The organism is Haloarcula mannanilytica, assembly GCF_005406125.1.
Taxonomy (GTDB): Archaea; Halobacteriota; Halobacteria; order Halobacteriales; family Haloarculaceae; genus Haloarcula; species Haloarcula mannanilytica.
In genome coordinates this window covers 618,856-642,077 of the sequence record NZ_BIXZ01000001.1, presented here as the reverse complement: position 1 = coordinate 642,077, position 23,222 = coordinate 618,856, and the positions used below count along the sequence as shown (strand labels likewise).

Annotated in this window: 29 protein-coding genes; 11 read left to right on the top strand and 18 right to left on the bottom strand. The window is 63.8% G+C overall.

Features of this window, described 5'->3' with window-relative positions; genetic code table 11:
• Positions 1–26: 26 nt before the first annotated feature.
• A complete protein-coding gene (locus tag Harman_RS03205; RefSeq protein WP_137682370.1) occupies positions 27–1,130 on the top strand; it encodes an NADH:flavin oxidoreductase/NADH oxidase in 1,104 nt (367 codons plus the stop codon).
• A gap of 6 nt (positions 1,131–1,136) precedes the next feature.
• On the opposite strand, the gene Harman_RS03200 is transcribed toward Harman_RS03205, so the two are convergent.
• The 5 genes from Harman_RS03200 to Harman_RS03180 form a co-directional block, all read right to left on the bottom strand.
• The gene (locus Harman_RS03200; protein WP_137682369.1) at positions 1,137–2,147 is read right to left on the bottom strand and encodes a DUF368 domain-containing protein; all 1,011 of its coding nucleotides are present in this window, start codon (positions 2,145–2,147) and stop codon (positions 1,137–1,139) included.
• 108 nt (positions 2,148–2,255) lie between these two features.
• Positions 2,256–2,507 carry a DUF7127 family protein gene (locus tag Harman_RS03195; RefSeq protein ID WP_137682368.1) on the bottom strand — a complete coding sequence of 84 codons (252 nt, stop codon included), beginning with the start codon at positions 2,505–2,507 and terminating at the stop codon, positions 2,256–2,258.
• A gap of 111 nt (positions 2,508–2,618) precedes the next feature.
• The gene (locus Harman_RS03190) at positions 2,619–3,107 is read right to left on the bottom strand and encodes a hypothetical protein (RefSeq protein ID WP_137682367.1); all 489 of its coding nucleotides are present in this window, start codon (positions 3,105–3,107) and stop codon (positions 2,619–2,621) included.
• Between the two features lie 60 nt (positions 3,108–3,167).
• Positions 3,168–3,647 (bottom strand): hypothetical protein, encoded by a 480-nt coding sequence (locus tag Harman_RS03185; protein WP_137682366.1) that lies wholly within the window; start codon positions 3,645–3,647, stop codon positions 3,168–3,170.
• On the bottom strand, positions 3,647–4,279 hold the full coding sequence (locus tag Harman_RS03180; protein WP_137682365.1) for a twin-arginine translocation signal domain-containing protein: 633 nt from the start codon (positions 4,277–4,279) through the stop codon (positions 3,647–3,649). The genes Harman_RS03185 and Harman_RS03180 overlap by 1 nt, the downstream gene beginning before the upstream one ends.
• A 162-nt stretch (positions 4,280–4,441) precedes the next feature.
• Between Harman_RS03180 and Harman_RS03175 the strand changes: the two genes are divergently transcribed.
• Complete coding sequence (locus tag Harman_RS03175) at positions 4,442–4,972, top strand: hypothetical protein (RefSeq protein ID WP_137682364.1); 531 nt, start codon at positions 4,442–4,444, stop codon at positions 4,970–4,972.
• 138 nt (positions 4,973–5,110) lie between these two features.
• On the opposite strand, the gene Harman_RS03170 is transcribed toward Harman_RS03175, so the two are convergent.
• Complete coding sequence (locus Harman_RS03170) at positions 5,111–6,001, bottom strand: DMT family transporter (protein ID WP_160140674.1); 891 nt, start codon at positions 5,999–6,001, stop codon at positions 5,111–5,113.
• A 296-nt stretch (positions 6,002–6,297) separates the two neighbouring features.
• Between Harman_RS03170 and Harman_RS03165 the strand changes: the two genes are divergently transcribed.
• On the top strand, positions 6,298–7,680 hold the full coding sequence (locus Harman_RS03165; protein WP_137682362.1) for an ATP-binding protein: 1,383 nt from the start codon (positions 6,298–6,300) through the stop codon (positions 7,678–7,680).
• On the opposite strand, the gene Harman_RS03160 is transcribed toward Harman_RS03165, so the two are convergent.
• Entirely contained in the window at positions 7,681–9,042 is a 1,362-nt protein-coding gene (locus tag Harman_RS03160) for a phosphoribosylamine--glycine ligase (RefSeq protein WP_137682361.1), read from the bottom strand. It lies immediately after the preceding gene.
• A 122-nt stretch (positions 9,043–9,164) separates the two neighbouring features.
• On the opposite strand from Harman_RS03160, the gene Harman_RS03155 reads away from it, so the two are divergent.
• Both Harman_RS03155 and Harman_RS03150 read left to right on the top strand, forming a co-directional pair.
• Positions 9,165–9,437: a DUF7553 family protein gene (locus Harman_RS03155; protein ID WP_137682360.1), complete on the top strand. Its 273-nt coding sequence runs from the start codon at positions 9,165–9,167 to the stop codon at positions 9,435–9,437.
• Positions 9,438–9,725: 288 nt separating this feature from the next.
• Positions 9,726–10,544, top strand: coding sequence for a winged helix-turn-helix transcriptional regulator (locus Harman_RS03150; protein ID WP_235007150.1), 819 nt, complete (start codon positions 9,726–9,728; stop codon positions 10,542–10,544).
• On the opposite strand, the gene Harman_RS03145 is transcribed toward Harman_RS03150, so the two are convergent.
• From Harman_RS03145 to crtD, 7 genes are all read right to left on the bottom strand, one after another.
• Positions 10,541–10,864: a transcription factor S gene (locus Harman_RS03145; RefSeq protein WP_137682359.1), complete on the bottom strand. Its 324-nt coding sequence runs from the start codon at positions 10,862–10,864 to the stop codon at positions 10,541–10,543. The genes Harman_RS03150 and Harman_RS03145 overlap by 4 nt on opposite strands.
• A gap of 32 nt (positions 10,865–10,896) precedes the next feature.
• A complete protein-coding gene (locus Harman_RS03140; RefSeq protein WP_137682358.1) occupies positions 10,897–11,604 on the bottom strand; it encodes a hypothetical protein in 708 nt (235 codons plus the stop codon).
• Positions 11,597–12,478 carry a hypothetical protein gene (locus tag Harman_RS03135; RefSeq protein WP_137682357.1) on the bottom strand — a complete coding sequence of 294 codons (882 nt, stop codon included), beginning with the start codon at positions 12,476–12,478 and terminating at the stop codon, positions 11,597–11,599. Before Harman_RS03135 ends, Harman_RS03140 begins: the two co-directional genes overlap by 8 nt.
• Before the next feature lie 133 nt (positions 12,479–12,611).
• Positions 12,612–13,448 (bottom strand): RAD55 family ATPase, encoded by an 837-nt coding sequence (locus Harman_RS03130; RefSeq protein WP_137682356.1) that lies wholly within the window; start codon positions 13,446–13,448, stop codon positions 12,612–12,614.
• 66 nt (positions 13,449–13,514) lie between these two features.
• The gene (gene cruF / locus Harman_RS03125) at positions 13,515–14,396 is read right to left on the bottom strand and encodes a bisanhydrobacterioruberin hydratase (protein WP_137682355.1); all 882 of its coding nucleotides are present in this window, start codon (positions 14,394–14,396) and stop codon (positions 13,515–13,517) included.
• The gene (locus Harman_RS03120; RefSeq protein ID WP_137682354.1) at positions 14,389–15,273 is read right to left on the bottom strand and encodes a prenyltransferase; all 885 of its coding nucleotides are present in this window, start codon (positions 15,271–15,273) and stop codon (positions 14,389–14,391) included. The genes cruF and Harman_RS03120 overlap by 8 nt, the downstream gene beginning before the upstream one ends.
• 3 nt (positions 15,274–15,276) lie before the next feature.
• Positions 15,277–16,764: a carotenoid 3,4-desaturase gene (crtD, locus tag Harman_RS03115; RefSeq protein ID WP_137682353.1), complete on the bottom strand. Its 1,488-nt coding sequence runs from the start codon at positions 16,762–16,764 to the stop codon at positions 15,277–15,279.
• 196 nt (positions 16,765–16,960) lie between these two features.
• On the opposite strand from crtD, the gene Harman_RS03110 reads away from it, so the two are divergent.
• The gene (locus Harman_RS03110; RefSeq protein WP_137682352.1) at positions 16,961–18,136 is read left to right on the top strand and encodes a M24 family metallopeptidase; all 1,176 of its coding nucleotides are present in this window, start codon (positions 16,961–16,963) and stop codon (positions 18,134–18,136) included.
• A 3-nt stretch (positions 18,137–18,139) separates the two neighbouring features.
• On the opposite strand, the gene Harman_RS03105 is transcribed toward Harman_RS03110, so the two are convergent.
• Complete coding sequence (locus Harman_RS03105; protein WP_137682351.1) at positions 18,140–18,289, bottom strand: rubrerythrin-like domain-containing protein; 150 nt, start codon at positions 18,287–18,289, stop codon at positions 18,140–18,142.
• A gap of 206 nt (positions 18,290–18,495) precedes the next feature.
• Here Harman_RS03105 and Harman_RS21370 point away from each other — a divergent pair, with 206 nt between their 5' ends.
• Together Harman_RS21370 and Harman_RS03100 are read left to right on the top strand one after the other, a co-directional pair.
• On the top strand, positions 18,496–18,657 hold the full coding sequence (locus Harman_RS21370) for a hypothetical protein (protein ID WP_200830813.1): 162 nt from the start codon (positions 18,496–18,498) through the stop codon (positions 18,655–18,657).
• Between the two features lie 44 nt (positions 18,658–18,701).
• Positions 18,702–18,911, top strand: coding sequence for a ribbon-helix-helix domain-containing protein (locus tag Harman_RS03100; protein ID WP_137682350.1), 210 nt, complete (start codon positions 18,702–18,704; stop codon positions 18,909–18,911).
• 19 nt (positions 18,912–18,930) lie between these two features.
• Here Harman_RS03100 and Harman_RS03095 read toward each other — a convergent pair whose 3' ends face one another.
• Positions 18,931–19,341 (bottom strand): hypothetical protein, encoded by a 411-nt coding sequence (locus tag Harman_RS03095; protein WP_137682349.1) that lies wholly within the window; start codon positions 19,339–19,341, stop codon positions 18,931–18,933.
• Positions 19,342–19,388: 47 nt separating this feature from the next.
• Positions 19,389–20,069: a hypothetical protein gene (locus Harman_RS03090; protein ID WP_137682348.1), complete on the bottom strand. Its 681-nt coding sequence runs from the start codon at positions 20,067–20,069 to the stop codon at positions 19,389–19,391.
• Between the two features lie 119 nt (positions 20,070–20,188).
• Here Harman_RS03090 and Harman_RS03085 point away from each other — a divergent pair, with 119 nt between their 5' ends.
• The gene (locus Harman_RS03085) at positions 20,189–20,875 is read left to right on the top strand and encodes a VOC family protein (RefSeq protein WP_137682347.1); all 687 of its coding nucleotides are present in this window, start codon (positions 20,189–20,191) and stop codon (positions 20,873–20,875) included.
• Positions 20,876–20,997: 122 nt separating this feature from the next.
• A complete protein-coding gene (locus tag Harman_RS03080) occupies positions 20,998–21,276 on the top strand; it encodes a hypothetical protein (RefSeq protein WP_137682346.1) in 279 nt (92 codons plus the stop codon).
• A 33-nt stretch (positions 21,277–21,309) separates the two neighbouring features.
• Here the strand turns inward: Harman_RS03080 and Harman_RS03075 are convergent, their stop codons facing one another.
• A complete protein-coding gene (locus Harman_RS03075) occupies positions 21,310–21,612 on the bottom strand; it encodes a DUF5779 family protein (protein ID WP_137682345.1) in 303 nt (100 codons plus the stop codon).
• Positions 21,613–21,755: 143 nt separating this feature from the next.
• Here Harman_RS03075 and Harman_RS03070 point away from each other — a divergent pair, with 143 nt between their 5' ends.
• On the top strand, positions 21,756–23,000 hold the full coding sequence (locus Harman_RS03070) for a LeuA family protein (RefSeq protein ID WP_137682344.1): 1,245 nt from the start codon (positions 21,756–21,758) through the stop codon (positions 22,998–23,000).
• The last annotated feature ends 222 nt before the right edge of the window (positions 23,001–23,222 follow it).

Genomic DNA, 23,222 nt, shown 5'->3' with positions numbered 1-23,222 from the left:
TCCGTCTCGACGGCAAACCCCCGCCGATGACTGCACTGTTCTCACCGCTGGAACTCCGTGAGACGACCGTCCCGAACCGCGTCATGGTGTCCCCGATGTGCCAGTACTCCTGTGAGGCCCGCGACGGCCTCGCCACTGACTGGCACCGCACCCACCTCGGCTCCCGCGCCGTCGGCGGCGCGGGGCTGGTCATGACCGAAGCGACGGCTGTCGAAGCCCGTGGCCGCATTTCCCCGGAGGACCTGGGCATCTGGAGCGACGAACACGCCGCGGCGCTGGAACCGATCACCGACTTCATCAGCGACCAGGGCAGCGTGCCGGCCATCCAGCTGGCCCACGCCGGCCGGAAGGCCGCCACCTCGCGGCCGTGGGAGGGCCACGACCCGCTCCAGCCCGACGAGGGCGGCTGGGAAGTCATCGGACCGAGCGACGACCCCTGGCCCTACGAGGACGGCGAGGCCCCGCCGACGACGGGGCTCGACCAGGACGGCATCGAAGAAGTCATCGACTCCTTCCGCGCGGCCGCCGAGCGCTCGCTGGACGCCGGCTTCGAGGTCGCCGAGGTCCACGCCGCTCACGGCTACCTCCTGCATGAGTTCCTCTCGCCGGTGACGAACCACCGCGAGGACGACTACGGCGGTGACTTCGAGGGGCGCACACGGCTGACCCGGGAGATCACCGCCGCCGTCCGCGAGGTCTGGCCCGACGACAAGCCGGTGTTCGTTCGAATCTCGGCGACAGACTGGCTTCCGGACCGCGACTCTTGGACCGTCGACGACTCAGTGCGACTAGCCGACCGGCTGGCCGATGTCGGTGCAGACCTCATCGACGTGAGCGGCGGCGGCATCCACCCCGAGTCCCGGCCGGAGTACGCCGGGCCGAACTACCAGCTCCGGTACGCCGAGCGCATCCGCGAGGAAACCGAATCGGACATCGCCGTCGGCGCGGTCGGCGGCATCACGACACCCGAGCAGGCCGAAGCCGTCATCGCCAACGACCGGGCTGACATGGCAATCGTCGGCCGCGAGCACCTCCGGGACCCGTACTTCACGATGACTGCCGCGAGGGAACTCGACGCGACCGACGAAATCGAGGGGCCGCCGCAGTACCGCCGCGCCTGGGGTTTCTGAACCGCCCTATACCTTATCGAGGTCGAGGTCGACGGCGTACCAGTCGAGCACCAGCAGGAAGGCCGCGCCGATGGCGGCGGCGGCGATGAACGCGATGAGCACGTCGGTCGAAAAGCCGACTTCACTCCGGACTTCCACGACGGGGGCGCGGAGCGCACCGACGACGAGCGCGACGAGGAAGGCCAGCGTCGCCCGGCGGTTGTAGTCCAGCGCGCGACGGACGACGCGGGCGATAGTGAACAGGCCGACCAGGCCACCGAGGATGAACGTCACGACCGGGATGGCGGTGGTGGTCACGTCTTCGACCGTCCCGCCGGTGGCGAGCGCGATGAGGGCGTCCACGAATTCGGTGAGCGCCGTCGACATCCTGTCGTACTGCCCGAGAATGATGAGCAACAGCGACCCCGAAATACCGGGCAGAATCATCGCGCTGACGCCGATCATACCGGCGATGAAGACGAGCACGAGACTACCGCCGTCGGCGGCGGTGTTCGAGACGCCGGAGACGACAAAGGCAAGCAGGAAGCCAACGACCCCGGTCCCGATCTGGAACGGCGAATCGACCGTGAGACTGCGCAGTAGCACGACTGCTGAGGCCGCGATGAGCCCGAAAAAGAAGCCAAACAGGAGTGCTGGCGTCTCCTGGCTCGCGATATGGACGATGCGGGTGACGATAACGACGGCGACGCCGACGCCGGCAACGAGCGAGAGGAGGAACCAGATGTCGACCTCGATGAGTTCCGCGAACGCACCACGCAGGTCAACGCCGCCGTCTAACGGGCTAAGAGCGCGGAGGAAGCGGATTATCCGACCCGGCGTGACGGCGGTGATCGCGGCGATGAGTCGCTCGTAAATACCGGCGATGAGTGCGATTGTGCCCCCGGAGACGCCGGGGACGCCGTCCGCACTGCCCATACAGAGGCCGATGAGAAACGTTCGAATCCACGCACGAAGCGGTGGCACCGAGCCCCGAATCGTTGGCTGGTCGATCGGGTCCCGGTCGGGAGGGGGAGTCATCACTGAACGCTTCCAGCATCACGCTGAAATCCCTTGTGGAGTCCCGTCGTGATGCCTTCCTGTCATGTACTACAGGGCTGCGGTCGAGCGTATCCCGCTCCGAACGTCTCAGTTCCGATGCTCTAGCGTGAGCACGCCGTTCCTGAGTGTCCGGGCCGCGCCGGCGGCCGGCAGGTCGATATCGAACTCCGTCTGGAGGTGTGGGGCGTCGACAGCGACGATTGCCTCCGTTCCGATAACGTCGACTGTCACGTGGTCGTCGCTGACCTGTAAGGAATCGAGGTCGACGGCGACCGTCCAGCCGTCGTCGTGGTCGGTATGCGAAACGTGCAGCGGCGACCGGTCAGTTTGTGCGTCCATTCGTCACCCATGGGTACGTGTTACACACTTAAATGTCCACGTTCGGCGCGTGCCAATTCACCCTAAATCTGTGGACCACTTGATACAGCAGGCCAATCACAGCAGGCAAGATTATGCGTACAGAACAGTTTCTACCACGAGCCGGACGAGCGCTAACCAGGTGACCTGAACGACCGGGGCCAAGAGGACCGCTGCCGTTGCCCGGGTTGGTCGACCCTCAGCACGTGCCGCCACCCCGTACATCACTGTCAGCGACGCCACGAACCAGAGGAACAGCCCGAGGTCATAGACGCCCGTCTCTGTGCCGGTCAACGCCCGGGGGAGGTAGTAGTTGACCACACCGAGATACACCCCGAGTATCGCGGCCCCTGAGCCGAGAAACCCCCAGACGGCGAGGGCGGCTATCCGCTGGTACGTCGCCGCTCGGAGGTGAAGATACAGCAGTGTCGCGGCCACGGGTGCGGTCACGAGTATCGGAACCGGGCCGGCGCGAACGAACAGGAACTGGTCGACCAGATGAGCGACGAGTCCGAGGCCGAGAGCTACCGCCGCGGGCACCAGCGATATCCGTGACTGTGTCCGATGTCTGAGTTCAGTCATACAGAAATGCCGGATGACAGGGGCAAATAGATAGGGTGTGTCGCTGTTCCTGCCCCGCACTCATCGGGCGAACACGAGGACCGCGGCGACGACGGTCTGTCCGAGCGGTACGAGCGCCAGCAGGGCGACCGTTCGGACGCCCCGCTGTCTGGCGGCAACAGCTGCGAGGCTGGCGGGCACGAGACAGAACCCGGCGTACAGCAGTCCGGCAAACAGCAACTCGAACCCAGGAAAGCGAGGCTGTGCCGGAAACCCGAGGACGAGGACAACTAGCACAGCAAGCGCCAGAACAGAGGTCACAAGCACCCAGCTACCGACGCCGACCAGGCGAAGCGGACCCGCAGTGGGGCGCTCGTGAACGAAGGCGGCCACGGACGCCAGGGCCGGCGCGCCGGCGTAGATGACCGGGTACCAGAGCCCGGATGCAAGGACAGCCAGTTCCTGTGCGAGCGCCAGCACGAACCCGAGACTACCGATGACGACGCCGGCGAGTTTCGCTCGGCGGCGACCGACAGCCGACACGTTATCCGCGGCTGGCATCACTGTGTCTCGACTTCGACCGTGATGTCGTCGATGTAGTGGGTCGCGTCCCCCTCCCAGATGACGCTCGTTCCGAGCGCGATGTAGAGCGTCCCCGTCGAGAGTTCGGGTGTCGTCCACTCGAAGGTGTACTCCCGCCAGCCGTCGGCGAGCCACAGCGGTTCCCGGAGCCCGCCGTACGGCGTCTCGCCGAGGTCCGTGGTGTTCACGCCGGGCTGTGGGAAGTCCTCCTCGACCTCCGGCGGCTCGGGTCCAAGCCGCATCACTGCGTCCCGCAGCGTGTTGAACGACTCCGACTCGCTCCAGAACTGGGCGCTGGCCGTTATCTGGTAGGCCTGTCCAGCCTCGACCGAGACGGGGTGGACGCCCCACGTCACGCCGTCGTCGTAATCGCCCTCGTTCCAGATTCGGAGCGACCGGTCGCCGGACGCCGCCTCTTCCTCCGAGACGCCGAACTCCCACTCGAACTCCGAGAGTTCGACCTCCGGGCCGATAGCCGCGCCGCTCTCCCAGTCGCCGAGGCCGTCCTCGAACCCTTCCTCGAACGCCGGCCCTGTGGATCCGCCCGTACACCCGGCAATAGTCGCGGCACCGGCCATTGCGCCAGCCCGGAGCAGATCACGGCGTAACATTGTCTTGATTGTCATGTCGGGCGCTTATAATCGGTGGGGTGGCCCGAGCAGGTCCACGTCAGTTGTCCGCTGACGACGACACGACTCCGCGACCCGGCCTCTCAGAACGTGTTTCGAGGTATCAATCCCAAAAAATACCCACAACCGCCTGCTACCGGGCGTATGACACTGTCGAGGCGGACCGCGCTGGTCGGCATAGCTGGGGTACTCTCGGCGGGCTGTTCGGCACCCGGTGGCGACGGAGAGACACCGACACAGCCCGGTGAGACTCCCCAATGTGACCCGGCTGATGTTTCACGACCGCCAGTGGCGACGGGGACCAACATCGAGGGGCGAGCCTACCCGCAGAAACCCGAAACGCTGTCTACCGAGTCTATCCTGTTGTATCTGGACGACTTCGAGACCGCCTTCGCCTGGAATCGCGTGCTACAGACTTCAGAGACCGTGACGAGTTTGAGCGTCGACAATCTGAACGGGTTCTGGCCCGACGAGACCGGTGACGGCTACCTCGCCGCCAGCGGTATCCGCGTCAGCTACAGCACTGAGGCGGGGTCGGCGAACGAGCGCGAATACGTCGCTAACTACTTCGTCTCCCCCGGCCCGGTGTACCGCTACGAATCGACGAACGACCCTGCGACACCCGAACCCGAATCCGAAGAAACCCTGCTCGTCCAGTGCGGGGCAGGTACCTAAGAGAGTCCCTTTCCGCGGGACGAGCCCTTGGATGGGGCCGCATCGAGATTGCGCTCCTCTTCGGTGGGGTAGTGCTCGCGCTCCCGTACGTTCTGTGAGCGAAAGCCCGACCGGGGCCGTCGACGATAGCCGGCAGCGTCAGCCCTGCACGACCAACACGACGCCGGCGACGACGAGCACTGTCGCTCCGACCAGCCGCACCGTCACGTGTTCATCGTCCTGCAGAAAGACCGCCGCGCCGCCGACGACGAACAGCGTGCTGGTGCCCAGAACGGGGGTGACGACACTGACCGGCGTCCGGACGAGTGCTGCGTAGTACGACAGCAGATACACGGTGTTGGCGACGCTCGCCACGATGAGCCAGCGGTTCACATCAAGCGAGTCCGGTCGGCTACCACGCACCGCTCGCCAGAGAAGATACAGCCCGAACCCCGCGGCCGCCGCGGCCACGCGGACGGTCACGCCCATCAGCGCCGATGTCCCCTCTGCGAACCCCAGTTTCGTGAATATCGGGTCGATACCGAGAAGCAGTGCGGCGGTGAGCGGAAACGCCAGGGATACCCAGAGCTGTCGTCCGGTGGGGGCCGTCGGGCTGTCCCGCGATTCGAGGGTGACCGCGACGCCGCCGGCGATGAGGAGGACGACGCCGCCCAGAAGTGTCGCTGTCACCTGTTCGTCGAGGACGAGGACGGCAGCGCCGACGGCAAACAGCGGGAGCAGTGCTTTCAGCGGTTCGGTCCGGCTGGCCCCGAGGCGGGCGATGCCGATGAAATAACAGTACCGAGCTACCAGCGAACCAAGCAGCCCCGAGACGGCAAAGGCCCCGAGCGAGACTATCGTGACGTTGTACCCTGGATATTCGCTGATGCCTGCCACGGGGACCAGAACGAGGAGATTCACGGCGTACATGACCCCGATGACCGCCGAAATCGAGTGGGTCTTGGTCCCGAGCCGAACGGCGAGGCTCTGAACCGCGAGACCGACAGCCGCCAGCACTGCGAACCCGACACCCACGAGAGAACTCAGCATCAGTACTGGACATTCAGGTTCCCGTGGTTTGACAGTTCGGAACCCGCTGGCTGTGTGGTTGCACCGCGAAATGGCGTCGCTGCGGTCACTGCCAGCACCACCCGACCGATACTTCTGCAGATCTATCTCAAAGTCTGAGTAGAGGCCTTCAGGAGGCCAAAAACCCGTATTGTGTGATCCTGGTCTTTGACCTGTCCTGTCATTCTGTCCCAGTGGCCCAAATATGAAATCTATATTTCTGAAATCGAAATTTCCAAAATCGGGAATTCTATTTATGCGGCGGTACATCTAGATGCATGGATCAATTCGTTGACCGGACCCTCGAACTTGAGCAACTAACAGGCTGCTACGAGTCCGAGACGGCAGACTTCGTCGTCATTTATGGACGCCACCGACTCGGGAAAAGCGAACTCGTTCGCCAGTCCATCGCTGATCGGGACGATGCCGTCTACTACCAGGCAGTTGAGTCCACGGCACCGAATCAACTCGAACAGTTCGTCGAGACAGTCACTGCGCAGTTTCCGTCGTTGCGCAACGTTCGCCGTGACTGGGAGGTACTGCTCGAAGAACTGGGGGAAGAGAACGCTGTCGTCGTCATCGACGAGTTCCCGTTCCTCATCGAGGAGGACGAATCGCTTCCATCCCGGATACAACGCGTCTGGGACATGGAACTACAGGAGTCGGGGATGACACTCGTGCTTGTCGGCTCCTCGATCAGCGTTATGGAAGACAAGGTCCTCTCCGGCAGCGCACCGCTGTATGGTCGGCGGACAGAGACGATTGACCTCACGCCGCTCTCCGTTGCCGACGCACGCCAGTTCTTCCCGGAGTATGACCCCGAGACTGCTATCACTGCGTGGTCAATCTACGGGGGCACGCCGTACTACCTCCAGACTATCGACCCCGACCAGCCGTTAGGAACGAACGTCACGCAGGCGATTCTGTCAGAACGCGGTCTGCTGTTCTCCGAGCCTGAGTTCTTGCTCCGGACCGAACTCCGACAGCCGAACACGTACTTCAGTATTCTCCGTGCGCTCGCTCATGGGCGTCGCACTCCGAACGAGATCGCGGGCATGGCCGGCGTGGATTCGGGCTCGCTCAGCACGTACCTCCAGAAGCTTCGGCGACTCCGCCTCGTCGAACGCCATATACCGGTCACCGAATCACCGACATCGTCGAAACGGGGCCGGTATCGCATCGCTGCACCACTGTTCCGGTTCTGGTTCCGGTTCGTGTATGGCAACCAGGACCAGATTCGATTGCTCGGCGACGACGCGTACGAGGAACTCGTTGCACCTGACCTGGCTGATTACGTAAGCCCGCTGTTCGAGCGTCTCTGCCAGCAAGCGCTTCCGGCCCTCATTGACCGACAGTTCCGGGATGTCGGGCAGTGGTGGTTCAAAGAACACGAGTTGGATGCCCTCGGGCTCACAGACGAGGGGCTCGTTGCAGGCGAGTGTAAGTTCACATCCCAACCCGTGAGCGAGGGTGTTCTCGCCGACCTCGAACGAACGGCGTCAGAGGTACGGTGGTCAGAAGAGCCAGCAGACGGGAAAACCCTGTACGTCTTGTTCAGTCGCTCCGGGTACACTGCTGATCTTGAAAACACCGCTGACACGCGCGATGATGTGCGCCTCTTCGAGTTGTCTGATCTCATCACTACTGATAGCGACTCGTGATTACGGCCCGAGATACCCCCACGCCTGCAACCGGTCACCGTCACCGTCGATCCACCGCTCTCCGATGTCGTCCCGGTAGTACAGATTCGGGATAATGATATCATCGACGCGCCCGTATGCCTGCTCGCGCGCCGCCTGCATCGTCTCGCCCTTGCCCGTGACGACCAGTGGCATCCCGCTCTCGCCAGCTACACGCCATTGGCCGTCGACCGCCGCTCCCGGCTCGCTTCCCTCGCCGGTCGCGCGTTCCGTGCCCTCAACGGGCACGCGCTTCGCGTCCTCGATGTGGATACCTTCGCGGCTGTCGGACGCAAAGACGACCGCGGCGTTGCGGGAGTTCTCGTCGTACGTTTGCTCGTCGTCGAACGGGAAGGGTGGCAGGACGACCCGAACCGCGATCTGATACCCCCGGTGGACTTCCAGGCCCGGATCGCGTCCGTTCGCCAGATCGAGGAAGAACTGCCCCGTTTCTGACTCAAAGGACTCCTCTTGCAGCGTGATTGTCGGATACCCGAACCGGGGTGTAAACTCCAGCGGATAGATGCCGGTGTCGTTGACGATGCAGTTGAGGTCGATGCTGCCGACGTACCCCTCATCGGCCAGCCACCCCTCCAGTTTCCCGAGCGTCGCCGTGAACAGTTCGTTTCGGCCCGCCCAGAACATCGAGGTCCCCATCTCCCCGGTCGATGGCCCGATGTTGCCCGGAAACAGCTTCTTGTGCTCGAAATTGAAGTTGATCGGCTCAATGAACGACTCGCCGTTGAAGAATCCACAGACGGCGACCTCGACGCCTTCGACTTTACGCTGGAGCTGAAACCCCTTCATCCGGTGGCCCCACGCCTTTTTGTACGCCTTCAGCACGTCCACAACATCACTCCCGTCGTCCTCGTTGCCGACGTAGAGGAGTCGCTTGACGTTTTGTACCTCTCCGAGTGGTTTGATGACGTACGGTGCAGGGTTCTCTTCGACGTGCTGGATGCCAGCGTCGAAGTCTTCGAAGACATGGTGTTCGACAGTGGTGACACCGTTGTCTTCGAGAACTTCCATCGCGTAGCCGCGGTCTTCTTCGAGCGTGTCCGTATTCGGCGTCCCGCCGACGACAGCGTGGCCCTCGGCTCGAAGGTCCTGTGCAATCTCACCAGTGCCGATATCGCTGCCAACCCAGATGTCGTCAAGGATAATGACATCGGCCCAGTCAAGGTCGCCCCGCCAGTCGTCGGTTTTCTGGACGAACCCGTCGGCGATCTCCTGATCACTGTCGGCTTCGATGTAGTACCGAACGTCGTGGCCTTCCTTCGAGACCTGCCAGGCGATGTCGCCGATGAGGGCCGCGTCCAACGAACAAAAGAGGAAGTTTGCCATGGTACGTCTGCGAGCGGACGCGGGGTAAGCGTTGCTTGTCCACTCGATGCCCACTGACATAGTTAAATAAACCCGCTCCCGTAAGCCGAATCGTTTTAGTCCCCATCTGTGAATCTCCACGTATGACACGCGACGAACTCGCATCCGCGAGCGAACTGCTTGAATCGGCTGCTGAAGACACTGACAGTGATGACGCACGCGAGCGTCTCACCGAACTCGCCGAGCAACTCGACACCCTGGCGACTGACGAGCACGGCCCCGACCACGGCCGTCTCGCCCGCATCCAGTCGGCGCTCAACGACCTCAGTAGCGGCGACGCCGGAGACGTGACTGGTGCCATCGAGGACGCCGACGACCAGATCAACGAGTACCGGTCCGACCTCGAAGGGGTCTGATACGGATTCACGCGAACCGGAGTGGCTTTCTGCGACGAAAAGACAGTTCTCACGAGCGACGGGTTCCTCCGATTCGGTTGCTGTTTCCTCGCCGGCTGGCTTGATTCGGGTGTTGCGTGGTTGCGTTCCGCCGAGCACGCAATCGATAGATGTAGCCGGACATACATCTAAATAACATCATAATTAATGTTTGTTCCTAACAAAAAGCTTTTGACATATCCCGGTGTTCAGTTCAGATGAGTATCAGGTTAGGGGGTTGAGTAGTGTCTCCCCAACGTGGTGATACCAATGAGCAAATCAACGAAGGGCCGAACGGTCCCCAAATCGATGCGTCACAAGCAAATACTCGACGTTGCGGCCGAGAATCCCGAGGCCTCCATCGCCGAGCTTGCGTCGGAAGTTCCGAGTGCGACAACGGACCTCGTCGAACGTGTCCTCGAAGAACACGGCGATCCGGCAGAGGACGACGAACCGAACGCGTCCGAGCAGTCGTCCGGCGACCAATCGTCAGCGCCCCAGTCGCTTCCGGACCCCGATGAGCTCTCGTCGACCGAGTACGAGACGATCAAAGCGATTCGGAAACACCCGACCGCGTCCCAGCGGGATCTCGCCGAGAAACTCGGCGTGACCGCCTCGACAGTGAGCAACCGCGTCAACGGGATCGCCGGGTTCGACTGGGCGAACCGCGAGGCGTTCGCCAACGCTGTGCTCGGCGACACAGAGCCCGAAGGGACCGAGTCGACAGCGAGCCCGGACGAACCCGAAACGCAGTCGTCAGACTCCGAACCGACCGAGTCCCCCGACGGAGCAGACAGACGGGCGTCAGAATCCGAGCCCAAGACGGACGACGGCGACTACCCGCCGCCGGAGACCGCGACGGCGGCCGGCGAAGTGAACACCACCATCACCACGTTCCAGTCGACCGTAGAGGACCTCTCCGAGCAACTGGCCGAGCTCGAAGGCCAGGTCGAAACTGTCGCGGACGGCGGCGGTTCCCCGCAGCCGTTTCAGGACCCGGAACTCGTCCACAAAGTCGTCCATGCGTGTCTGAACTCCGAGAATATCTCCGAGGAAGAGGAACTCAGGATACTGGATTCGCTACTTTAGTTGTACTCGCGCCATCGGTGGCCACAGTCCTGACACTTGAAAAACCGCGTCGGCGGTTCGTCGGCTGACCCCGTCTGTTTGATCGTGTACCACGCTTTCCCGTGGCCGCACTCCTCACAGGTCACGTCGTCGGCCGTCGGCTTCCCCTCGAAGTTCGAGCCCTCTTCGGTCTCGATCAGTTCGTCGCCGCTCTGTTCGGCCGTGCTGACGAACTCTTCCGCGCGGTCCTCGTCTTTGGTAACTCGCGTGCCACAGGACTGACAGACCATCTCGTCACCGTCAGCGTGCATCATCGAGCCACAGTCGTCGCAGAACTGCATACACGCCCGTCGGACACCGAGGCAAAAAGCCGTTACTGCTCGCGCTCGATCTCGTGTTGCTCGGCGACGACCGGACAGTTCAGAAGCCGGACCGTCTCCATGTCGAGAAACTCCATGATCTCGGTCCCGTCGTTCGTGCAGCGGGCGTTGGGTGGCTCGGAGAAGTGCTCGCACTGCTCGCAGTAGCGGTGTTTCGACACCTCCGCATAGCGACTCTCCGACAGGTCCTCACTGTCTCCGTCCTCGGCGATTTCCGCCCACACCTTGTCGGCGTCGATATGGTCGACATCGACCCGCTCGAACGCGCTCTCGCCGCTTCCGAACGGGTCCTCGCCAGGGCCGTCCATCCCCGAGAAGGGGTCTTCCGGGTCCGTCGACGACCCCAAACCGGCATCGTCCGTCTCGGTTACCGAGTCCGAACGGAACTCCTCGGTATCGACGGCCGAGAGGAGGTCGTCAGCACCGTCTCCAGCGGGATCCGTTTCGGGCGTCTCGGACGCTGATGTGTCACGTGACTCGCTTCCCGACCAGCCGTCGTCGGCTGACTGGTGTGACTCTGTCAGGTCGGCCGCATCGTCCCCGAACGGGGGCGCTTCCGGCGGCTCTGACGTGTCGGCATCCGTCTCGGTTTCCGGGGCTTCTTCGCTGTCAGGCCCCTCTCCGAGGCGCTCGAACGGGTCGCCCTCGCGGTCGTCGCCAGGGTCGAGCTCCTCGAACGGATCTCGCTCGTCGTCACTCATCGCTCTCTCCCGGGCCGAGCTGTGCCGCGGCCACCAGCCGTGCCTTCGAACGGATGATGCCGCCCTCGGGCCGCACGTCCGACACTGTCGCGTTGCAGTGGGGACACTGGGGTTCGGTCAACAGCCCGATTTCGACCTGCTCGCTGCAGTTCGAACACCGGGCCGTCGAGATGTTTTCCTGTGCTGCCGCGCGTTTCAGTCGATCGACGGCTTTCTGGTTCTGGTCCCGCCCGCCCTGGTCGTCGCGGAGGTCGCTGACGACCCAGGCGACGCGGGTGAGTTTGTCCTCGACATCGTCCAAGCGGTCGTCGAGCTCACCGATGTCGTCGAGCTGGTCGTCCTGTGTGTCGAGCGATTCGGTCACGTCGTCCCGAAGCGCGTCGATTTCCGTCTCCAACCCCTCGATATCTTGACTGAGCGCATCGATGCGGTCGAACTCCTCGTGGCTGTGGTCGGCTGGCGCTTTCGCGTCGGTCTCCCGTTTGACCTGCACGACGCGCTCGCGAACGTCGTCGATTTTGGCCTGAAAGTCGGCTTCGAGCGCGTCGAACCGCTCCGCGAGCTGGCGTTCCACCGTGTCGACGATATCGGGGAGGCGGGAACTTACGGCGCTTTCGGTCGCCGCTTCGACTGACTCCGCTAGCCGCTCGTCGACGGCCGCGGCGACGACGGCGTCGAGTTCGTCCGCTGGCGGGTGGGCCACGTCATCGATCCCGTCGTCGAACTCGGCCGAGGCCCTGTATGCGGCCAGTAGTTGCTCCATGACGACCTCACGCGGAACGTCAAGCGTCTCGGCCTGCTCGGTCAGCCACTCGTCTAAATCTGTGGATAGCTCGACGTGGACTCCCCCGTCTTCGGTCGACTCGGAGGACATTACGACACCATTGAGGAACAAGCCTGATAAGGGTTTACCGCCGATTTCAGATACCGAGAGCGGGAGCGAGCCGTCGACACGCCGCTCATTGTCCTTTCTCGACGGTTACAGGCAGCCGTACCGCCCGCTATCGTTATCGAATCTTGCGCACGTCGCTGATGTCGAAGCCGGCCTCGCCCAGTTCCGTCTCGAACTGGACGATGTCCTCGTCCTCGATCTGTGAGAGGACGCCGCGAAACTGCCGGACGACGAGGGTTCGCGCCCGGGAGGAGCCGCCCGACTCCCATGCGAACTCCATCGTGCCGTGGGAGGCGTCGACGAGCTGGCCGTGGCGAACCGACGACAGCGTCTCGTGGTTGATATGCAGGAGGATGAGACCGCCCCACTGGTGGGCCGCCTTCTGGATGCCCTGGACGAGCGAGCTGATGTCCGACCAGTCGATTTCTTCGCCCATCGCGCTGACCAGATCCGACAGCGAGTCGATGACGACGAGGTTGTTCGCCGCCACCTCGTTCAGGACCATGCCGAGCGTGCCGAGCAGGTCCTCCCGCTCGTGGCGCGCCCGGAGGTCGGTGATCGAGGCGGTTTCGCTGGCGTACCAGTCTCGCGGCACTGGACTGATGTGGAAGTACCGCTCCGAGAGGTCGTGGAACTCAACGGCCTGGCTCCCCTTATCGACCACCTCGTCGCTCATCGCCAACCGCATCTCGTCGACCAGTTGCGATTCGCTTGCGGTAAAGGAGATGTAGTGGACCTCCTCGGGGGCGACGGCGTCGGCCGAGAGGTCGCCGTAGTAGAGGTCGTGGCGCTCCTCGTCGACCTGCTGGAGTCCGTTGATGAGCGCGCTCGTGTGCATGAACTCCCGGGACCCGGCGCCGGCCTCGCCCGAGAGCAAGACGACGCTCCCGACAGGTGCCCCACCGTTGATGATGGAGTCGAGCTGGCGGACCCCGAACGGGATTCGCTCCATACGTCCACCTACCTACGCGGTCGCTTAAACGCTTGGCCTGCCACAGACGACAGCGGTTTCGGCGAGCTACCGCCAGACGGCCCGACCGAGCCGCGTCTCCGAGAGATCGAAGTCGAAGCGGTCCGTCCACAGCAGGCCGGCACCCAGCAGCGCCGCCAGACCGACCGGCACCCAGTTCGCGTAGAAGAGATTGATACCGCCCCACAGCAGGATGAAGCTCACGAGATCATCGAGCATGAACGGACAGTCTTTGAGCCGCTGTCGGAGGCCCGCGCGGTCGAACCCGAGGTCGAACAGCAGGACGGCGACAGACCCCGAGAGGAGCCACCCCGCGTAGTTCTGCCACGGGACGCCGTAGAACTGGGCCACGTCGTAGGTCCAGAAGCCGATAGCGACCGCGCCGGGGTCGAGCACGAGGTCGACGAGCATGACCGTCGAAAGCGTCGCCAGCAGCCGCACCGCGGTCGACGCCGCACGGTCACCGAGCAACAGCAGGACGAGCAGGTAGGCATTCAGGACCAGCGGGAAGAAAAACACCGGGAGCCCGAACGGTACCTCGCCCAGCAGCATCGGGCCGAGGTCGACGCCGTAGGTAAACTCTCCGTAGGGCCAGCCGGTCCTGACGCCGACGAGTTCGATGCCATAGGAGTACAGCGTCAGCGCGACCAGCGCTAGCCCGGCCCGGCGATCCACGAGCGGGAAGACGCCGGCCACGAGGGGCAATCGCATCACGAACGTGCCAAAGAGGACGAAGTAGGGGTTGAACGCGAGCGGGTCCGGGAGCAGGCCCTCGGCGCTGGCAAGCAGCGTAACCGCGCCGACGAGCGGGAACACGACGGCAATGGTAAAGCGGTTCTCGGTGACGAATCGGTCGAACCGCGCGGTCGCGTCGCCTCTCGTCTCCGGCAGCGCCCACCCCGCCAGTTCCCAGTCTTCGCCGTCAGCCATACAGCATCACCCACAGGGCGATGAGCGTGAACACCGTGCCGACGACGGTGTTGATTGCCGGGTACCACCAGTAGGCTTCCTCGATGTCGACGCCGATGCCCAGAATCCCGAACACGAGGCCGGGGTAGACGAGCAGTAGCAGGCCGAACACCCAGTGGGTGTAGGTGAACACGAACGCGGCCGTGAGCCAGCACATCACGCAGTAGTAGTAGGTGTTCGACTCGCCCAGGAACGTCGCCGTCGTTTGGATGCCGGCCTCGCGGTCGGGTTCGATGTCCGGAATCGCCGAGAAGGTGTGCATTCCCATCGCCCAGAGCCACGCGCCGGCGACGGCCGGCGCTGGCGGGGCGACGCCTTCGATAGCGGCGTAGGCGATAACGCCGGGCAGGATGTACAGGCCGTTGGAGATAGAGTCCAGAAACGGCGTCGTCTTGAACCGCAACGGCGGCGCGGAGTACTCGACAGAGAGCACAAGCCAGGCGAGCAAGGCCACGACGCCAAGCATCGGCAGGCCAAGGACGAACGGGAGCGCGAGTGCGCCGCTGGCGACGACGATGGCTGTGACGACGCTGTTCCCGCGGTAGCTCACCTCCCGGCCCTCGTCTTTTTTGGGATTGTGCTCGTCGATGTCGGCGTCGAAGATGTCGTTGACGCCGTAGAGGAACACGTTCGCGGGGATGGTGAAATACAGGAACAGCGCGATTGCCAGCGGCGCAAACAGTTCCCCCGGCCCGTCGGCCGCGTAGCTGACGCCGACGATGACCGGGCCGCCGAGGTACAGCCAGAACCGGGGTCTGGAGAGGCGCAACAGATACCCCACCAGCGTCTCCTCCGGCGGAATGACGGCGTCGATGCGGTCGGTCGGGAGTTCGGGCATTACTCAGGCGGTATCCTCGATGAGCGCCTTCGCAGTGTGTTCGCCGCTGATGAGACACATCGGCACGCCGATGCCGGGCGTCGTGAACGACCCCGTGAAGTAGAGGCTGTCGACGGCCGACGAGCGGTTGTTGGGCCGCAACAGGGCCGTCTGGCGGAGCGTGTGGGCCAGCCCGAGAGCCGTTCCTTCGGTAGCGTTGTATCGCTCGCCGAAGTCGGAGACGGCGAACTGCTTTTCATAGACGATGCGGTCGCGCAGGTCGACGCCGGTGTTGTCGGCGATGTCGGCCAGGACTTTCTCGCGGTACTCTTGGCGGATTTCGTCGCCGTCGTGCAGGCCCGGCGCGATGGGAACCAGCACGAACAGGTTCGAGTGGCCGTCGGGGGCGACGCTGTCGTCGGTCTTCGAGGGGACACAGAGGTAGTAGGCCGGATCGTCGGGCCATGCGGGGTCTTCAAAGATGTCATCGAAGTGGGGGTCCCAGTCCGTCGGCAGGACGAGCGTGTGATGCTCCAGGGGCTCCACGTCGCCCTCGACGCCCATGTACATGAGGAAGGCAGACGGCGCGTAGGTCTTGTCGTCCCAGTAGTCGTCGTCGTATTGGCGCTCGTGGTCGGGCAGGAGTTCCCGTTCAGCGTGGGCGTAGTCGGCGTTGACGACCACTTCGTCGGGATGGGTCGTCTCGCCATGCACCGTCTCGACGAGAAAGCCCTGCTTCCGGCGAGCGATTTCATCGACCTCGGCGTCGGTCTCGTAGGTGACGCCGAGTTCCTCGCCGAGTTCGACGAGGCCGTCGACGACCGCGCCGACGCCGCCGTCGGGGTAGTAGACGCCGAGGTTGAAATCGACGTGGCTCATCATGTTGTAGAGGGCGGGCGTTGTCCGGGGCGAGCCGCCGAGGAAGACGAGCGTGTACTGCATTATCTGCTGGAGCTTCGGATGCTCGAAGTAGTCCTCGACGTGGCCCTGCATCGAGCCGATGAGCTGGAGGCCGACCGGGGCCGCGGTCATCACATCGAGATCAATCCAGTCCCGCAGCTCCGAGCGGTCCTCGTAGACGAACTTGTTCATCGCCGTCTCGTAATGGCGCTCACTCGTTGCGAGGTACTCCTCGAATGCCTCGCCCGCGCCGGGCTCGTACGCCTCGAACTTCCGGGCCATCTCCTCGTTGTCGCCGGTCACGTCGATGCGGTCGCCGTCTTTGAAGAAAATCCGGTAGTGGGGGTCGAGCCGCTGGAGGTCGTAGTAGTCGCGTGGCTCCTTGCCGAAGTACGCGAAGAAGCGCTCGAACACGTCGGGCATCAGATACCACGACGGCCCCATGTCGAACCGGAACCCCTCGGCCTCCAGCCGGGAGGCACGGCCGCCGAGTTGCTCGTTTTTCTCCAGCAGCGAAACGTCGGCCCCCGCGTCCGCCAGGTAACAGGCAGCGGAGAGGCCGCCGATGCCGCCACCGACGACAGTCACATCCTCACCGGACAAGTCACTCATTACCAGTACAGAGGGGCTGGAGCGTGAATAAATGGGCGGCCAAACTACATCGGTATGGCACCCGTGGCCACACAACAGGGTGCGATGTCATGGTCACTCACGGTTGCTTCATCCCGACAGGAGAACTGTCCATCACCGGTTCGCTGAGTCGACCGAGTGGGAGACGTATATGGGGATGGGGACCCGACTGGCAGGCATGGAACCCGATCTCTCGGCACTGGACGCATATCTCGACGAGGCCGGCGTTGACGGCTACCTCCTCGACGCTGATTCCGAGGTCTCCGACCAGTACTACCTCTCGGGCTTTGACGCGCCGGACCCGTTCATCACGCTGTACGACGGCGACACGCACCTCCTTTTCCCGCGGAGTCTGGAGTTCGGCCGCGCCAAGCGCGAGTCGCGGGCCGACACCGTCCAGCGGTACGTCGACTTCGACCACCAGAAAAAGGTCGAGGAGTACGGTCCCGACGAGGCTGTCTCGCACGTCCTTGCGGATTTTCTCGCGGCCTACGACGTTGATAGCGTGGCCGTGCCGCCGCGGTTCCCGCTTCGAACTGCGGACGGCCTGCGCACACGCGGCGTCGACGTGACGGCGGACACCGACGGCATCGTCACGGAGATCCGGGCAACGAAAACTGAGATTGAAGTCGACCACATCCGGACGGCACAGCGGGCCAACGAGGCGGCGATGGCGGCCGCCGAATCGCTGCTCGAAGCGGCGGACATCGCGGCCGACGACACGCTCGAACTGGACGGGGAACCGCTGACGAGTGAACGCGTCAAAGAGGAAATCGAGGTGACGCTGCTTCGCAACGGCTGCTCGCTCGACGAGACAATTGTCGCCTGCGGGGCGGACGCCGCGGACCCCCACGACCGTGGGAGCGGCCCGCTTGTCGCACACGAGCCTATTATCATCGACATCTTCCCGCAGGACAAGGCGACGAAGTACCACGCCGACATGACCCGGACGTTCGTGAAAGGCGAGCCCAGCGACGCGGTACGGGAGTGGCACGACCTCACAGAGCGCGCGATGACGGCTGCCTTCGACGCGCTGGAACCCGGCGCGACCGGCGCGGACGTACACGACGCCGTCTGTGACGTGTACGAGGACGCCGGCGAACCGACGCTGCGCGACGACGAGCGAACGGAGACGGGGTTCATCCACAGCACGGGCCACGGCGTCGGACTCGATGTTCACGAACTCCCGCGGCTGTCGCCCAACGGCGGCGAACTCGAACCGGGCCACATCGTCACCATTGAGCCCGGCCTCTACGACCCCGAGGTGGGCGGGGTCAGAATCGAGGATATCGCCGTCGTCACTGCTGACGGGTACGAAAACCTGACCGAATACGAAATCCAGTTAGCCGTCTGAGCCTCAGAGCCGCTCCATCTGGCCGCCACAGGACGGACAGGCCGCCTTGGCGTCTTCGGTCCGAGTGCCACACAGCGTACATTCATAGCGCATGCCTGTCGAGTCGCCACCGTCCGTGTCGAGTAGTCCCGACAGTCGGGGTAGCAGTTTCATTCTGGGCACCGTTTGAAAATACGGTATTTCTTTTCATAACACTTGTTACCACACTTCAGTATCTTACACCTCTTCATCATGAACATTTATTATGGATGGGTCGAAAGGTGGTGGTACCCTATGCTTGTATCCGACGTACGCCTTTCGCGCCGACCCGCCACCGCACCGCCCACGAACCACAGACCTCGACCCACACGACCCCCAGGATGACAACACGAATCACGACCCCCCGAAACGACGACTCGTACCCGACAACCACGCTGCCCTTCGACGACGCGGACAGTTCTCGCCGCGCGCCGAAGATGTTCTCGCCGACGAATCACGCCACGATGGGCCAGTTCGACACTGAGGCCACGGACCCGCGCTGAACTGGGTCACAACGCATATCCCGCCGGCACGCCTCCGTCCCGACATGTCCGATTACACTACGGTGTCGATTCCGAAGGACCTCGCGGAGCGTGTCGAGGAGACGATAGAAGGGACGAGTTTCTCTAGCACTTCGGACCTCGTTCGGTTCCTGCTCCGGAGCATCGTCGTCCAGCACCAGCGGGAAGGCGAACTGACCGAAGCGGAGTTCCAGGACATCACCGACCAGTTGCGGGACCTGGGCTACTTGGAATAACTGCCCGAGGTACGGTGCGCTATTGCGGGTACTTCTCGGGCGGTTCGATATCCAGAATCGTGACCTCCCGCTCTTGTCCGGCTCTGTCAAAGGCACCGAGGGCGTCGGTGTCCCACGGGGGAATACCGACGAAGATCACCTCGTGGAGGTCGTCGGTTTTGCTGACGCCCATGTACCCGTCGGGATGGGAGACAAACCGACCCTGCGTCTGGCCGGCCGGCGTGCCCAGGTCGACACCGAACACCGCATTGACAGAGGCCCCGGCCGAGGGGAGATAGAAGTCGGTGAACACCGGCGTCTCCTCGGGCAGGTCCGCATCGGGGAGCTCCCCGGCCGGCGTAACGGCCAGCGAAATCGTCACGTCGTCGGGTTCGGCCTCGCTGGCGAGCCGTAACAGCGTCTCGACGAGTCCGCGTGTGACGTAGACCACGCTATCTTTTCGCACGGGTCGGGTAAAACGGCGTCGTTTGCGTCAGTTTAGCCGAGTACGAGCGACTTGAGGTTCTTCGCGTACAGGCCCGGTGTCCGGCCGCGCGACCCGCGGAGCGCGTACGCGATGGCCTCGGTGGCGTCCTCCATCACGCCGTGGCCGTGCCCGACCAGCGCCCGTTCGGGGTCCAGCCGGGCGAGTTTCTTCGGCGGGAACAGGCGCAACATCGGATGGACACCCAGTCGCTCGTCCCCGGCGAGGAAGTAGTCGGCCGTCCCGAGCGCCTCGGGGAGCACCAGTGTATCGTCCTCGTCGCCGTACAGCGCGGCCTCCTGCCAGAACGAGTTATCGATGATTTTGTGGACGCCGTAATCCGTCTCCGGCAGTTGCCGATGGATGCGTTCGACCGGCGCGTCAATGTCGGCTTCGACGCCGGACATCCACTCGGGGATATACACCGGCACGTCGTGGCGGTTCGCGACGGCAGCGCTGTCGCGCTTGTGCCGGTCCAGCAGGATAACAACCCCCGCGACCTCGCCGAAGTCGGCGAACAGGTCGTCGATGTCGTCGACATCGACCGGGTCGACGACGAACACGCCGGTGTCAGTCGAGAGCACGTGGCTGGCACGGACCATCATCTCGTCGGGATAGGCAATCCAGCTTGCCCCGCGGTCCCAGCGGTTCGTCTCCACCCACTTGGTCGCCGAGTCGTCTCCGTTGATTGGCATACCTGTCGTACGGGCCAGACAGGAATAAATGGTCGAGAACAGGACAAGACAGTCTCGGCGTTGTGTCACCGCCGGGCGGCGTCCACAGCGGCTTTGTCGGTGGCGGTCGAAGGACGAGTATGCTCTCTTCGCCTGCCTGGGTCACGCTAGAGGTGAAGTACCCGGACCGTGCGACGGCGTTCTACGAGGCCTTCTTGGAACTCGACGTACGCTCGGAGACGCCGGAGGAAGCCGTGCTCGCGGCCGGCGACACCGAACTCCGGCTCCGCGCGCCGGGAACGGTTCCCCGCGGCGGCCTGCACACCCACTACGCGCTCACGATTCCCGAGCGGGAGTACGACCACTGGTACGACCGACTGGACGAGCGCTTTGACCTGGTCGAGCACACCTTCGGGGACGCGCGGTCGCTGTACTTCTATGACACCGAGGGCAACTGCGTCGAACTCGGCGAGCGGGCGGTCGACGGTGACGGCGTCACGGGGCTGTTCGAACTCGTCCTCGAAGTCGAGGACCTGCCGGCGGCGTTGGAGTTCTACACCGCGCTGGGGTTCGAACTGGTCGACGACGGCCGCGACGAAGGCCGGGTCAGGCTGTCGACGGGCGACCTCGACCTGGAGCTGTGGTCGCCACGACTTGGTATCGCTGACGCCCGCGGCGGCGTCCACGTCGACTTCGGCGTCGTCGCCGAGGACCCGAAATCGACGGCCAGAGCGGTTGCCGACGACGCACTCGCCGTCACCTCTGTCGAGGAAGGCGTCCGCATCAGGGACCCGGACGGGCACTACTTGACGCTGGTGTCCGAGTAGCGGTCGCGGGTGTCGGGACGAAGCCGCTGGGCTCGGATATAATGACCTCCCCTATACTAGTAGCCGTATAGACCCCTCATAGGCAGGTTCTTTTCGTGTCGGCGGCCACCCCGTAACTGAGGATGGCCCCAACTGACGCCGGGACTGAGCGCAATGTCCCGCCGAAGGCAACCTTGTTCTGTCCGGACTGTGGGCACCAGAGTCGGTACGACGGCGACTGGATCACTGTTCAGAACCGCCGCGGGACCCATTACCGCTGTCCGGACTGTCACACCGAGATCACGACCAGAATGAGCCACACCGACGGGCGCTCCCCCCGTTTTCTCGACGACTGCTGGCACGCGTGGGACCACGGTGTCCGCGTGTGGCACGGACTGCTGCAACGATTGCTCTCGCCGTAAGCATCTCTCTCGCCAGGGAGCCTGTAACACCACTCAATCAAGCCGTTCGGAGTTGATGCTGACGCCCGGCGGCGTCACGACGAGAAAGCCACGGAAATGCATCAGTTCGCCGCCGGCCTCCCGGACTGGGCGGGCGAACCCGGCGGCGAGTTCGTTCAGGTCGCCCTCGACGTTGAGGACCAGCACGGAGCCGTTCTCGATGGTGGATATCCACTGCTCGGGCGGCTCCGACCCGTCGAGGACACCCAGCACGACCCGGTTGCTGCCCGCGCCGTCCCGGTCGTCGTCCATCTGGTCCTCCACGGCCTGCAGGTCCAGCCCCTCGAAATCGCTCATGCCGATATCAACGCCTGAAGTAGCAAAAATCCTCCCCACCTGTCTGACGCGCGGCAGCCGCGATGGCGGCGATAGCCGTGCTCGGCAGCGCCGGACCATGTGTCGTGTCCACGTGCCACTGGATTCATAGACAATTATAAATAGTGGAAGCGACCAGATACAGGTGCTTATGTCCAACAACGAGGGCACGTCGGGATCTCCGGCGGATCGAGTTCTTCCAGGGCACACTGGATTCCACGTCTGAGATTACAGACGCACGGATTTTCGACACCACGCTGCGCGATGGTGAGCAGTCACCACGCACGTCGTTCAACTACGAGGACAAACGCGAGATAGCCGCGCTGCTCGACGAGATGGGGACCCACGTCATCGAGGCCGGGTTCCCCGTCAACTCCGACGCGGAGTTCGAGGCAGTTCGGGACATCGCCGAGTCCACGCGAGTGACGACCTGCGGACTGGCGCGTGTGGTCGAGAAAGACATCGAGGCGGCCTTGGATTCGGGTGTGGACATGGTCCACACCTTCGTCTCGACGTCGGACGTACAGTTGCAGGATTCCATGCACGCGACCCGCCAGGAGGCGCTCGACACCGCCGTCGACTGTGTCGAGATGATCAAAGACGCGGGCGTCGAGTGCATGTTCTCGCCGATGGATGCGACTCGGACTGACGAGGACTTCCTCGTCGAGGTTATCGAGGCCACGTCCGCGGCGGGGGCGGACTGGATCAACATTCCGGACACGTGTGGGGTCGCCACGCCGCGGCGGTTCTACGACCTCATCGAGATTGTCGACGACTGCACCGACGCCTACATCGACGTGCACACGCACGACGACTTCGGGCTGGCGTCGGCCAACGCCATCTCCGGCTTCGAGGCCGGAGCCAGCCAGGCGCAGGTGTCGGTCAACGGCATCGGCGAACGCGCCGGCAACGCGGCCTACGAGGAGGTCGTGATGGCACTGGAGTCGCTGTACGATGTCGACACCGGAATCGACACCACCCGCATCACGGAGCTGTCGCGGATCGTCGAGGAGAAATCCGATATCGGGGTGCCGGCGAACAAGCCCGTCGTCGGGCGCAACGCCTTCTCCCACGAGAGCGGCATTCACGCCGCGGGCGTCATCGAGAACTCCGACACGTTCGAGCCGGGCGTCATGACCCCAGAGATGGTCGGGGCCACGCGCGAACTCGTACTCGGCAAACACACCGGGGCCCACTCGGTACGGGAGCGGCTCGTCGACGCCGGCTACGATCCGACCGAGGCCGAGGTTCGGGAAGTGACCCGCCGCGTCAAGGAGTACGGCGCGGAGGAGCAGGTCACCATGTCGGTCCTCGAACGGTTCGCCGAGGAGATCGGCGTGACCGAGGAGAGCGAGGAGGTCCGGGCGTAGGCCCATGCCCTCGCCTCCGGCCGTCACTACGAGCCAGCAGCCACGGGTGACCGCCCGGTCCCGCAACAGCGTTCGACAGCAGTTATCACAGAACGTTTATTATTCGGGACGAACTGCTTTCGGACGTGATGACCGCGGCCGCTGGGCGTCAGGTTCGACCGTTCGCCAGCACCGCGACCGCTATTCTCGGCGCGCGTATTGTAGGGGCCCTATAGCCCCTCA